This window comes from Cupriavidus sp. 09_S30 (genome assembly GCF_056930435.1).
The window spans coordinates 3,195,301-3,207,673 of sequence record NZ_JBXOWI010000001.1 but is presented as its reverse complement, the minus strand read 5'-3'; the positions used below and the strand labels follow the sequence as shown (position 1 = coordinate 3,207,673).

Here is a 12,373-nt window from a genome sequence, read left to right as displayed (position 1 = left end):
CTAGTTCGCCGCTGTGCCGCTGTGCCGCTCTGCCGCTCTGCCGCCGAACCGACTGCCGCACCACACCACCTCATCCAATCCAGCCAGGCTGCCCCCATGAACCGTCCCGCTTCCCGCCTGTACTCGTCCCTCGCCCTGCTGGCCGCCGTGCCGGCCGCCTTGTCGATCGCCGCCGCGCCCGCGCGGGCGCAGGGGGCGGAATGGCCCGCCCAGCCGATCACTATCCTGACGGGCTTCACCGCGGGCTCGGGCGTGGACATGGTGGGACGCACGCTGCAGGAATCGCTGCAGAAATCGCTCAAGGCCACCATCATCTTCGACTACCGTCCGGGCGCGGGCGGCAACGTCGCTTCGGAAGTGGTCGCCCATGCCAAGCCCGACGGCTATACTCTGTTGCTGGGCACGGCCGCCACGCACGGCATCAATCCGGCGCTGTACAAGCATCTGCCCTTCGACGCCGAGGCCGATTTCACCCCGGTGGCGCCGCTGGTGGAGGTGTCCAATGTGCTGACGGTGAACCCGGCCGTGATCGACGTGAAGTCGGTCAAGGAGTTCATCGAGAAGGTCAAGGCCAACCCCGGCAAGTACAACTACGCCTCCACCGGCAACGGCACCGGCACCCACCTGGCCTTCGCCGAGTTCAACGCACGCGCCGGCCTGGACATGGTGCACGTGCCGTACAAGGGCGGCCCCGACGCGCTGCAGGCCGTCCTCAAGGGCGAGGTCTGCTGCATCTTCAACCAGGTGCAGAGCGTGCTGCCCCAGTACCGCGCCGGCAAGGTGCGCCTGCTCGGCGTCAGCACCGCCAGGCGCGTGCCGGTGATCCCCGAGGTGCCGACCGTGGCAGAGAGCGGCCTGCCGGGCTTCAACAGCTCGATCTGGTTCGGTTTCTTCGGGCCCAAAGGGCTGGACCCGAAGGTGGTCAACAAGCTCAATGAGGCGGTCAAGGTGGCGCTGGACAACCCCGCCGTCCGCCAGAAACTGATCGACGCGGGCAACACGCCGCGCATCGAGAGCGCCGAGCAGTTCCGTGCCACCGTGAAGGCCGACCGCCAGAAATGGGCCGGCGTGGTCAAGACGGTCGGCGCCTCGATCGACTGATCGGCTCGTCCCTCGCCGCGCGGTGGGGGGGCAGCGCGCAACGCTGCGCGCTGCGCAACAAATTCTTAAGCGAGCGCTTAGCAGGGACTTCCCGGGCCCTATAATGGCGTGACGTCCGCTGTCCGGCGGACGGCATCCCCTCACGACCGGCTGCGCCGGCCGCGCCCGTGGCGCGGTACCGGTGGCCCCGGGCGTGCTGCCCCTCGCCCTCTGACATGATCTTCCGACTGCCCCAGGCCCTGTTGCGGCCCTGGCATCGCATTGCACCAGCCGAGCGCGCCACCTTTTTCGAGGGCGCCCGCTATTTCGCCTCGTCCTTGCCGGCCACCTTTTCCTGGGGCCTGGTCACCGGCGTGGCCATGAGCAAGTCGGTCATGACGGTGCCCGAGGCCATCGGCATGTCGCTGCTGGTCTATGCCGGTTCGGCCCAGCTGGCGGTGCTGCCGCTGTTCGCCGCGGGCCTGCCGCTCTGGACCATCTGGCTGACGGCCGCGGTGATCAACCTGCGCTTCGTCATCTTCAGCGCGGCGCTGCAGCCGCACTTCAGCTACCTGCCGCTGTGGCGGCGCACGCTGCTGGGCACCTTCAACGGCGACCTGCATTTCGTCTACTTCTTGCGGCGCTACACCACGCCCGGCTACGAGCCCGGCAAGGAAGGCTATTTCTGGGGCATGGCGCTGACCAACTGCGCGACCTGGCAAGTCTCGTCGATCGTCGGCATCCTGCTGGCCAGCGCCTTCCCGGACAGCTGGGGCCTGGGCCTGGCCGGCACGCTGGCATTGATTCCGGTGATGGTGGCCACCATCAAGACGCGTTCCACGCTGCTCGCCGTGGCGGCATCGGCCGTGCTGGCGCTGCTGTGCTTCAACCTGCCGTACCGGCTTGGGCTGATGGTGGCCGTGTGCGGCGCCATTGCCGCCGGCATGGCCAGCGACGAGCTGACCGCGCGCGCCACGCTGCGCGGGCTGCGCCGGCGCCGCGCCGGAACCGATGCCGGAGACGCCGCATGAGCCATCTCGAGATCTGGATCGCGCTGGTGGGTATGGCCGTGGTCACCGTCATCACGCGCGCCTTCTTCCTGATCGCCGGCGAGCGCGTGACCGTGCCGGACCGCCTGCAGCGTGCGCTGCGCTATGCGCCGGCGGCGGCCCTGGCCGCCATCGTGCTGCCCGACCTGCTCACCTGGCAGGGGCATTTCACCGTGGCGCTCGACAATATCAAGCTGTTGTCGGGCATCGCCGCGACCGTCTTCTACCTGGTGACGCGCAGCATGGTCGGCATGATCGCGGCCGGCATGGCCGTCTACACGGCGCTGCGTTTGCTCGGCTGAGAACGGAGGCGCGCTGCGCCGCGCTTGTCGGCGAGATTGCCGGCGCCGTCCTCGTCCTCACGCGGCGCTCAGTCCCGTGCCGAGCTGGGTCAGCAGGTGGGCGAGCTGAGCCTGCGAGCTGCTTCCAGTCTTGTAGAAGATGCTCTTGAGCTGCGAGCGGCTGGTCTCGCGGTGGATGCCCAGCCGCTCGCAGGCCTCGGGCAGTCCGGCGCCCGTGGCCAGCGCGGTGGCCAGCCGGATCTCGGCCGGCGTCAGTGCGTAGAGGTCGCGCAGCACGGCACCCAGCTCCGGCGGCACCTCGCTGAACTCGTGGATCACCACCAGCGCCGAGGGCAGCTGCCAGCGGTGGGCAAGCGGGTGCTGGGGCGGCAGCGGCAACACCACGACGCTGGCCTCGCGCCCATCGGCCGCGCGCGCCCGCGTGCCGCGCGCCGGCATTGCGCTGGCCGGGTCGCAGGCGGCCTGCAGCATGGTGCGAAAGGGCTGCGAGAAGACCCAGTCCGCGCTCTTGCTCCCGGACGGCAGCAGCCAGCGGATCCAGCGCTCGCCATTGCGGTTGCTCAACAGCGGCCTGCCGTCCGCCAGGAACACGATGACGCCGAAGGAAAGCTGGTCGAGCAGTTGCGCCGACAGCGCGTTCATGGCGAGGCTGGCCTGAGCCTGCTCGCGCAGCGCGATGGCCTGCCGCAGGTGGGGAATGGCCCAGTCGAGTGCACGCAGCTCGTCCGGCAGGTAGGCATCCTGGTCCGCAGCGCGCTGCAGCGCGATCAAGACATCGTAGTCGGGGCGGCGATCGACCAGGCAGCCGGCGACGGACGACATGCCGTAGGCACGGATGAAGTCGCCGTAGAACGGCAGCTTGCGCATGGCCTGGCCGCCGAGCTCGCGCGTGTCGATATACCAGTCGCCCTCCTGCATCCGCGCCGTGAACGGGCGCGCCGGATCGAGCGGTTCAAAGTGCTGCTCGTAGGCGGCAAGTGCGTCCGGCTTCGGGTTGACCACCTGGTCCACCGTGAAGCGGTCGTTGATCGTGTCCCGCACCACCAGCGAGCCGTGCGCGCTGGCGGTGGCCCGGCAGAGCGCGTCAAGGCCGCGCTGCCAGGCGTCGGGTTCGACGATGCCCAGGTAGAGATCCCGGATCGTCTCATGCATTTCGCGGTCGTCCATGCCGCTCGACCCTCCTCGTTGCACCGGTGCCCGCGTCAGGCCTGAGCCAACGCGATGGCGAGCTGCGTGAGCAGGTGCGCGAGCTGCGGCTGCGAGCTTGCCCCGGTCTTCTGGAAGATCGCTTTCACTTGCGAGCGCGCGGTCTCGTGGCGGATGCCCAGGCGCGCGCTGGCCTCGGGCAGGCCTTGCCCGCTTGCCAGTTCGCAGGCCAGGCGGGTCTCGGCCGGCGTGAGGCCGTACAGGCCGCGCAGGACGTCTGCCAGCGGCGGCGGCGTGGCGCCACGCTCATGGACCACCACCAGCGCCGCCGGTTGCTGCCACGCGCTGGCAAGCTGGTGCGAGGGCGACAGCGGCAGCACGATCACCTGTGCCTCGTTGCCGGCGCCATCCGCGGCCAGCGCGGCTTGTGCCCCGAGCGGCTGGGCCGGATCGCAGGCGGCCCGCAGCATCGCGGCAAAGGGCCGCGACAAGGTCCACGCCGAGACCTTGCCGGGCGGATCCAGCCGGCGCGCCCAGCGATCGCCGATGCGGTTGCTCATCAGCACGTGCCGCTGCGCGGAGTAGACGATCACGCCGAAGGCAAGGCGTTCCAGGATGGCGTCTGCCATGCTGGCCAGCGCCGCCACTTCCAGCGTGCGGTCGCGCAGCCGCATGGCGCTGCGCATATGCGGCATGGCCCAATCCAGCACGCGCGCGTCTTCCTGCGTGAATGCGGGACGCGAGCGAGCGCCCTGCACGGAGAAATACACCTCGTAGTGCGGCTGGCGCTCGACCAGGCAGGCCATATAGGAGCGCAGCCCGAATGGATGGAGAAAGTCCTGGTAGAAGGGATGGCGCGCCATCGCGCCCTCGCCGAAGTCGCGGGCATCGACGTACCAGCTGCCCACCGACAGGCCGGAGGCGAAGCCCCTGGCCGGGTCGATGGTCTGGAATTCCTGCTCGTAGCGCTCGTGGAGCTCGCGTACCGGATTGAACGTCTCGCCGTGCGTCATCTGGTCCTGCACGGTGTCCCGCACCAGCATCGAAGCATGCGCGCTTCCTGCCATCCCGCTCAGTATGCGCAGGCTTTCTTGCCAGGCTTCCGGCGCAAGAATGCCGTCGTACAAGCCGCGGATGACCGCGTGCATGGCCGGCTCACTCATCATCGACCCCTTTTCCCAGTGGCGGTCGCGCTGGTCCACTGCATATGACGGACGCGACACAACCCGATTATTCTTAGTTCTTCTTAGTGGATATCGCTGCTCTTCTTAGAGAGTTAGCGGATCTGCCCGTTCGTGCGTGCAGACTTTTGCGTACATTATCCCAACGCTTGGAGGGACGCTCGTTCTCGAAACCCAACGTTGGGAGGGTAGAGAAAAGAGATAGGCGGGATTGCTGCCGAGGGGTATGGCGAAATCGCCACTTCCCATTATCGGGGCCGTCCGGATTCCGCGATCCGGGAGGCTCGATCGGTTAAAATGCCCGATTACGCCGATTTTTTTCCATTCTTCCCTTTCCCGCTATCTCCGAACCGACATGTCCTCTGTCCTGCGTCTTTCCGATCTCATTTCCCAAGGCAAACTCTCCGGCAAGCGCGTCTTTATCCGCGCCGACCTGAACGTGCCCCAGGATGACGCGGGCAATATCACCGAAGACACGCGCATCCGCGCCTCGGTGCCGGCGATCGAGGCCTGCCTGAAGGCCGGCGCCGCCGTCATGGTGACGTCGCACCTGGGCCGCCCGACCGAGGGTGAGTTCAAGCCCGAGGATTCGCTGGCGCCGATCGCCGCACGCCTGTCGGAACTGCTGGGCCGCGAGGTGCCGCTGGTGCAGAACTGGGTCGATGGCGTGCAGGTGGCGCCGGGCCAGGTGGTGCTGCTGGAAAACTGCCGTGTGAACAAGGGTGAGAAGAAGAACAGCGACGAGCTGGCGCAGAAGATGGCCAAGCTGTGCGACGTCTACGTCAACGACGCCTTCGGCACCGCGCACCGCGCCGAGGCCACCACGCATGGCATCGCCAAGTACGCGCCGGTGGCTTGCGCCGGCCCGCTGCTGGCCGCCGAGATCGACGCGCTGGGCCGCGCGCTGGGCCAGCCGGCGCGGCCGCTGGTCGCCATCGTGGCCGGCTCCAAGGTCTCGACCAAGCTGACCATCCTGAAGTCGCTGGCCGACAAGGTGGACAATATGATTGTCGGCGGCGGCATCGCCAATACCTTCATGCTGGCTGCCGGCCTGACGATCGGCAAGTCGCTGGCCGAGGCCGACCTGGTGGCCGAGGCGCGCGCGATCATGGACGTGATGAGCGCGCGCGGCGCCTCGGTGCCCATCCCGGTCGACGTGGTCTGCGCCAAGGAGTTCAGCGCCACCGCCACGGCCACGGTCAAGGACGTCAAGGACGTGGCCGACGACGACATGATCCTCGACATCGGCCCGAAGACCGCAGCGCAACTGGCTGAGCAGCTCAAGGCCGCTGGCACCATCGTGTGGAACGGCCCGGTCGGCGTGTTCGAGTTCGACCAGTTCGGCAACGGCACCAAGGTGCTGGCCCAGGCCATCGCCGATTCCGCGGCATTCTCGATCGCCGGTGGCGGCGACACCCTGGCCGCCATCGCCAAGTACAACATCGCCGACCGCGTGGGCTACATCTCCACCGGCGGCGGTGCCTTCCTCGAGTTCCTGGAGGGCAAGAAGCTGCCCGCCTTCGAGGTACTGGAGCAGCGCGCGGCGGGCTGAGTCCGCCGCGAGGGCGCGACCGGGCACAACCGGGCGCGCCACATGAGCTTGCAGGCGCATGGGCGCGCCGCCGTCAACCAGGAAACCCGTTCATGACCCGTTCGACCAAGATCGTCGCCACCATCGGCCCCGCCTCCAGCACGCTGGAGATGCTCACGCGCATGATCGCGGCCGGTGTCGACGTGGTGCGCCTGAATTTCTCGCACGGCACCGCGGAGGACCACCTCGAACGCGCGCGCCTGGTGCGCGACGCGGCGCGCGCCTGCGGCCGCGAGGTGGCCATCATGGCCGACCTGCAGGGCCCCAAGATCCGTGTCGGCAAGTTCGAACAGGGCAAGATCACCCTCAAGCCGGGCGACCCCTTCATCCTCGACGCCGCCTGCGCCCTGGGCAACCAGGAGCGGGTGGGCCTCGACTACAAGGACCTGCCGCGCGACGTGGGGCCTGGCGACCTTCTGCTGCTCAACGACGGCCTGATCGTGCTGGTGGTCGAGCGCGTGTTCGGCGGCGAGATCTTCACCACCGTCAAGGTGGGCGGCGAGCTGTCCAACAACAAGGGCATCAACCGCCAAGGCGGCGGCCTGTCGGCGCCGGCGCTGACCGCCAAGGACATGGAAGACATCAAGACCGCGATGGCGCTTGGCGCCGACTATGTCGCGGTCAGCTTCCCGAAGAACGCCACCGACATGGAGATGGCGCGCCAGCTTGCGCTGGTGGCCGGCCAGCCGCACAACCACAAGGCCCGCATGATCGCCAAGATCGAGCGTGCCGAGGCGATCCGCCCCGGCGTGCTGGAGGAGATCCTGCAGGCCTGCGACGGCATCATGGTGGCGCGCGGCGACCTGGCGGTGGAGGTCGGCAACGCAGCGGTGCCGGCGCTGCAGAAGCGCATGATCCGGCTGGCCCGCGAGGCCAACAAGCTGGCCATCACCGCCACGCAGATGATGGAAAGCATGATCGTCAACCCGGTGCCGACCCGCGCCGAGGTGTCTGACGTGGCCAACGCCGTGCTCGATGGCACCGACGCGGTGATGCTGTCGGCCGAGACCGCCGCCGGCCGCTTCCCGGTCGAGACCGTCGAGGCCATGGCCGCGGTCTGCGTCGAGGCAGAGAAATCCGAGGTCGTGCAGCTCGACACCGACTTCCTCAACCAGACCTTCACCCGCATCGACCAGTCGATCGCGATGGGTGCGCTGTTCACCGCCTATCATCTGCAGGTGAAAGCCATCGCCGCGCTCACCGATTCGGGCGCCACCGCCTTGTGGATGAGCCGCCATCGCATCCATGTGCCGATCTACGCCATGACGCCCAACCTGACGTCGCAGCGCAAGATGCAACTCTACCGCAACGTGGTGCCGCTGCCGCTGGACGCCAGCTCGGACCGCGACGTGGCGCTGCAGCAGGCCGAAGACCTGCTGCTGGCGCAGGGCGTGGTGCAGCGTGGCGACTTTATCGTGCTGACGGTGGGCGAGCCGATGGGCCAGCCGGGCGGAACCAATACCTTGAAGATCGTCCGCGTCGGCGGTTGAGCGCGCAGCGCTCCCGCCGCCCAGGACGAATCGATCGCTAGACGATCAGTAGAAGAAACCGAGACACCCCAAATTCTTTCTTTAGGAGTCTGACATGCCACTCGTATCGATGCGCCAGCTGCTCGACCACGCCGCCGAAAACGGTTACGGTCTGCCGGCTTTCAACGTCAACAACCTGGAGCAGGTCCAGGCGATCATGCAGGCGGCCGACGAAGTCAACGCGCCGGTGATCATGCAGGCTTCGGCCGGCGCCCGCAAATACGCCGGCGAGCACTTCCTGCGCCACCTGATCGAAGCAGCCGTGGAAGCCTACCCGCACATCCCGGTGGTGATGCACCAGGACCACGGCCAGTCGCCGGCGGTCTGCCAGGCCGCGATCGACCTGGGCTTCTCCTCGGTGATGATGGACGGCTCGCTGCGCGAAGACGGCAAGACCCCGTCGGACTACGAGTACAACATCGAAGTGACCCGCAAGGTGGTGCAAATGTCGCACGCCATCGGCGTGACCGTGGAAGGCGAACTGGGCTGCCTGGGCTCGCTGGAAACCGGTGAAGCCGGCGAGGAAGACGGCATCGGCGCCGAAGGCAAGCTGGACCACTCCATGCTGCTGACCGACCCCGAGCAGGCCGCCGACTTCGTCAAGGCCACCCAGCTCGACGCGCTGGCCATCGCCATCGGCACCTCGCACGGCGCCTACAAGTTCTCCCGCAAGCCCACCGGCGACATCCTGGCGATCAGCCGCATCAAGGAAATCCACGCCCGCATCCCCAACACCCACCTGGTGATGCACGGTTCCTCCTCGGTGCCCCAGGAGCTGCTGGAAGAGATCCGCCAGTTCGGTGGCGACATGAAGGAAACCTACGGCGTGCCGGTCGAGGAGATCCAGGAAGCGATCAAGTACGGCGTGCGCAAGATCAACATCGACACCGACATCCGCCTGGCCATGACCGGCGCGATCCGCCGCTTCTTCGTCGAGAACCCGAGCAAGTTCGACCCGCGCGAGTTCCTGAAGCCGGCCCGCGAAGCCGCCAAGCTGGTGTGCAAGGCGCGCTACATCGCCTTCGGCTGCGAAGGCCAGGCAAGCAAGATCAAGCCGATCGCGCTCGCCGACATCGCCCAGCAATACAAGGCGGGCACGCTCGCCCAGGTTGTCCAGTAAGATCGGCCGGCCGTCCCCGCCCAGGCGGGGCCGCAAGCCTGTTTCCTGTGTCCCCGCCCGCGCGGGGACGACGCATTTTTGAGCGCCTCGCTTTTCCTCCGCGCGACGCAAGATTGGAATCACCATGTCCAACGCTCTCTACGAGTCCTCCATCGCCTCGCTGCCCCTGCTGGGCCACGGCAAGGTCCGCGACAACTACGCCGTCGGCGAAGACAAGCTGCTGATCGTCACCACCGACCGGCTGTCGGCCTTCGACGTCATCCTGGGTGAGCCGATTCCGGCCAAGGGCCGCGTGCTGAACCAGATGGCCAACTTCTGGTTCAAAAAGCTGGCGCACATCGTGCCGAACCACGAGACCGGCGTGGCCGCCGAGAGCGTGGTCAAGCCCGAGGAAGTGGAGCAGGTGCGTGGGCGCGCCGTGGTGGTCAAGCGCCTGAAGCCGATCCTGGTGGAAGCCGTGGTGCGCGGCTACCTGGCCGGCAGCGGCTGGAAGGACTACCAGGCCACCGGCAGCGTGTGCGGCATCGCGCTGCCCGCCGGCCTGCAGAACGCGCAGAAGCTGCCCGAGCCGATCTTCACGCCGGCCGCCAAGGCCGAGATGGGCGAGCACGACGAGAACATCTCCTTCGCCGAGGTGGAAGCCCGCATCGGCAAGGAACTGGCCGAGAAGATGCGCGACATCTCGATCCGCCTGTACAAGGAAGCCGCCGACTACGCGGCCACGCGCGGCATCATCATCGCCGACACCAAGTTCGAGTTCGGCCTGGACGAGAACGGCACGCTGACGCTGATGGACGAGGTGCTGACCGCCGACTCCTCGCGTTTCTGGCCGGCCGATTCCTACCAGGTCGGCACCAACCCGCCGTCCTTCGACAAGCAGTTCGTGCGCGACTGGCTGGAAGCCGTGCGCATCGACGGCAAGCCCTGGCCCAAGACCGCGCCGGCGCCGAAGCTGCCGGAAGACGTGGTCGAGAAGACCGCGGCCAAGTACCGCGAGGCGCTGACGCGCCTGACCGGCGAAGAACTGCAGTAAGACGATGGGCCAAGACCGTGTGCAAGCACGAGGTCTTGGCTCCCTCTCCCCTCATGGGGAGAGGGTGGGGGAGAGGGGTGGTATAGCAAGGGACCACGCCAGCCGAAGCCAGGAAGGATGCGCCAGCGCCGTTTGAACTGGCCAACAGGTGTTCCCCCTCTCCCCTCATGGGGAGAGGGTTGGGGTGAGGGGTGGTCTAGCAAGGCGCCACGCCAGCCGAAGCCGAAGTAGTGCGCCAACACCAAGTGCCAAGCACGAGGTCTTGGCTCCCTCTCCCCTCATGGGGAGAGGGTGGGGGAGAGGGGTGGTATAGCAAGGTGCCACGTACATCGAAGCCATCGGTGTTGTCCAACTCCGCAGTCTCGACGAAGCCCCCGCCCTCTCCCCCAACCCCTCTCCCGCAAGCGGGAGAGGGGAGCAAACCGAGTGCGGCGCGGTGCGTTTGCCGCGGCGCCGGATGTAAGATTTTGGAAGGATCCAACGTGAGCAATACCGCGAAGCCGCTGGTCGGCGTGGTGATGGGAAGCAGTTCCGACTGGGACGTGATGCAGCACGCCGTGGCCATGCTGAAGGACTTCGGCGTGCCCTTCGAGGCCCAGGTCGTGTCGGCCCACCGCATGGCCGACGATATGTACCGCTATGCCGAGACCGCGCGTGCGCGTGGCCTGCGCGCCATCATCGCCGGCGCGGGCGGGGCGGCCCACCTGCCCGGCATGATCGCCGCCAAGACCATCGTGCCGGTGTTCGGCGTGCCGGTGCCGTCGAAGTACCTGCGCGGCGAGGATTCGCTGCTGTCCATCGTGCAGATGCCCAAGGGCGTGCCGGTGGCCACCTTTGCCATCGGCGAGGCCGGCGCGGCCAATGCGGCGCTGCACGCCATCGCCACCTTGGCGGCGACCGACGACGCGCTGGCCGCTGCGCTGGAAGCCTTCCGCGCCCGCCAGACCGAGGCCGCGCGCGCCATGACCCTGCCGGTCTGAGGCCGGCGCGGACCCGCCGGCCCTTCACCCGCCCACCTGGAATACAAGCATGCCCACCGACATCCATCCCCACCTGGTCGAAGCCCACACCCCTGAGTCGCGCGCCGAGTTCGGCGTCGACCGCCCCGACGCGCCCATCCTGCCGGGCGCCTGGCTGGGTATGCTGGGCGGCGGCCAGCTCGGACGCATGTTCACCCACGCCGCGCAGGCGATGGGCTACAAGGTGTGCGTGCTTGACCCGGACCAGGACAGCCCGGCCGGCTCGGTGGCGGAGAAGCATATCTGCGCCCCCTATACCGACGAAGCGGCGCTGGCCGAGATGGGCAGGCTGTGCCAGGCGGTGACGACCGAGTTCGAGAACGTGCCGTCGATCTCGCTGGACCGGCTCGAGCAGCTCGGCGCCTTCGTCGCGCCGCGCGGCTACTGCGTGTCGATCGCGCAGAACCGCATCGGCGAGAAGAAGTTCTTCGCCGCCTGCGCCGAGCGCACCGGCGTGCCGCCCGCGCCGCACTGGGTGATCCAGCACGACGCCGACGTCGATCAACTGCCCGAAGAACTGCTGCCCGGCATCCTGAAGACCGCACGCATGGGCTATGACGGCAAGGGCCAGGCCCGCGTGAAGACGCGCGAGGATGTGCGCGCCGCCTGGAAGGCCATGCAGCACGTGCCTTGCGTGCTGGAGAAGATGCTGCCGCTGGCCTATGAGGTCTCGGTGCTGGCCGCGCGCGGCGCCGATGGCAGCACGGCCACCTGGCCGCTGGCCGAGAACGTGCACCGCGACGGCATCCTGTTCTCCACCGTGATGCCGTCGGCCAGCGTCTCCGACGACATCGCCGATCGCGCGCGCGCCGCCGCCGCCACCGTGACCACCGAGATGGGCTACGTCGGCGTGCTGTGCATCGAGTTCTTCGTGTTGACCGACGGCACGCTGGTGGCCAATGAGATGGCGCCGCGCCCGCACAACTCGGGCCACATCACCATGGACGTCTGCGAGACGAGCCAGTTCGAGCAGCAGGTGCGCGCGATGGCGCGGCTGCCGCTGGGCCGCACGCGCCAGCATTCGGCCGGCAAGATGCTGAACCTGCTGGGCGACGTCTGGTACGAGTTCGGCCTGGAACGCACGCCCGCCTGGGACGAAGTGGTGGCCCAGCCCGGCGCCAAGCTGCACCTGTACGGCAAGAGCGATGCGCGCCCGGCACGCAAGATGGGCCACATCAACTGCGTGGGCGATCACGCCGCCGACGCGGCAGCAGCCTTCGCCGCGGCCGCGGCCGCGCTGCACATCCCGCTCTGAGGGGGCCGCGGCCGCCCCGGCCAGACGACACACCGCAGTATTGAAGCATCGAACACCGCATCACGAGG

11 protein-coding genes are annotated in these 12,373 nt (G+C 68.0%); 9 read left to right on the top strand and 2 right to left on the bottom strand.

Going from position 1 to position 12,373, the window contains the following annotated elements:
* Positions 1 to 96 precede the first annotated feature (96 nt).
* The 3 genes from AC1Z3O_RS15025 to AC1Z3O_RS15015 all read left to right on the top strand — a co-directional run bounded on the left by AC1Z3O_RS15025 (position 97) and on the right by AC1Z3O_RS15015 (position 2,431).
* Positions 97 to 1,101 carry a Bug family tripartite tricarboxylate transporter substrate binding protein gene (locus AC1Z3O_RS15025; RefSeq protein ID WP_483516496.1) on the top strand — a complete coding sequence of 335 codons (1,005 nt, stop codon included), beginning with the start codon at positions 97 to 99 and terminating at the stop codon, positions 1,099 to 1,101.
* Between the two features lie 215 nt (positions 1,102 to 1,316).
* Positions 1,317 to 2,111: an AzlC family ABC transporter permease gene (locus tag AC1Z3O_RS15020; RefSeq protein ID WP_483516495.1), complete on the top strand. Its 795-nt coding sequence runs from the start codon at positions 1,317 to 1,319 to the stop codon at positions 2,109 to 2,111.
* The gene (locus tag AC1Z3O_RS15015; RefSeq protein ID WP_483516494.1) at positions 2,108 to 2,431 is read left to right on the top strand and encodes an AzlD domain-containing protein; all 324 of its coding nucleotides are present in this window, start codon (positions 2,108 to 2,110) and stop codon (positions 2,429 to 2,431) included. Before AC1Z3O_RS15020 ends, AC1Z3O_RS15015 begins: the two co-directional genes overlap by 4 nt.
* Before the next feature lie 57 nt (positions 2,432 to 2,488).
* Here the strand turns inward: AC1Z3O_RS15015 and AC1Z3O_RS15010 are convergent, their stop codons facing one another.
* Both AC1Z3O_RS15010 and AC1Z3O_RS15005 read right to left on the bottom strand, forming a co-directional pair.
* A complete protein-coding gene (locus tag AC1Z3O_RS15010) occupies positions 2,489 to 3,598 on the bottom strand; it encodes a helix-turn-helix transcriptional regulator (protein WP_483516493.1) in 1,110 nt (369 codons plus the stop codon).
* Positions 3,599 to 3,633: 35 nt separating this feature from the next.
* Positions 3,634 to 4,740, bottom strand: a complete 1,107-nt coding sequence (locus AC1Z3O_RS15005; RefSeq protein ID WP_483517616.1) for a helix-turn-helix transcriptional regulator — start codon at positions 4,738 to 4,740, stop codon at positions 3,634 to 3,636.
* A gap of 373 nt (positions 4,741 to 5,113) precedes the next feature.
* Between AC1Z3O_RS15005 and AC1Z3O_RS15000 the strand changes: the two genes are divergently transcribed.
* From AC1Z3O_RS15000 to AC1Z3O_RS14975, 6 genes are all read left to right on the top strand, one after another.
* Positions 5,114 to 6,310: a phosphoglycerate kinase gene (locus AC1Z3O_RS15000; protein WP_483516491.1), complete on the top strand. Its 1,197-nt coding sequence runs from the start codon at positions 5,114 to 5,116 to the stop codon at positions 6,308 to 6,310.
* 92 nt (positions 6,311 to 6,402) lie between these two features.
* Positions 6,403 to 7,839 (top strand): pyruvate kinase, encoded by a 1,437-nt coding sequence (gene pyk, locus AC1Z3O_RS14995; RefSeq protein WP_483516490.1) that lies wholly within the window; start codon positions 6,403 to 6,405, stop codon positions 7,837 to 7,839.
* A 94-nt stretch (positions 7,840 to 7,933) separates the two neighbouring features.
* Positions 7,934 to 8,998, top strand: coding sequence for a class II fructose-bisphosphate aldolase (fba, locus tag AC1Z3O_RS14990; RefSeq protein ID WP_483516489.1), 1,065 nt, complete (start codon positions 7,934 to 7,936; stop codon positions 8,996 to 8,998).
* Positions 8,999 to 9,122: 124 nt separating this feature from the next.
* Positions 9,123 to 10,031 carry a phosphoribosylaminoimidazolesuccinocarboxamide synthase gene (locus AC1Z3O_RS14985; RefSeq protein WP_483516488.1) on the top strand — a complete coding sequence of 303 codons (909 nt, stop codon included), beginning with the start codon at positions 9,123 to 9,125 and terminating at the stop codon, positions 10,029 to 10,031.
* A gap of 482 nt (positions 10,032 to 10,513) precedes the next feature.
* A complete protein-coding gene (gene purE / locus AC1Z3O_RS14980; protein ID WP_483516487.1) occupies positions 10,514 to 11,011 on the top strand; it encodes a 5-(carboxyamino)imidazole ribonucleotide mutase in 498 nt (165 codons plus the stop codon).
* Positions 11,012 to 11,060: 49 nt separating this feature from the next.
* Entirely contained in the window at positions 11,061 to 12,305 is a 1,245-nt protein-coding gene (locus AC1Z3O_RS14975) for a 5-(carboxyamino)imidazole ribonucleotide synthase (RefSeq protein WP_483516486.1), read from the top strand.
* Positions 12,306 to 12,373: the final 68 nt, after the last annotated feature.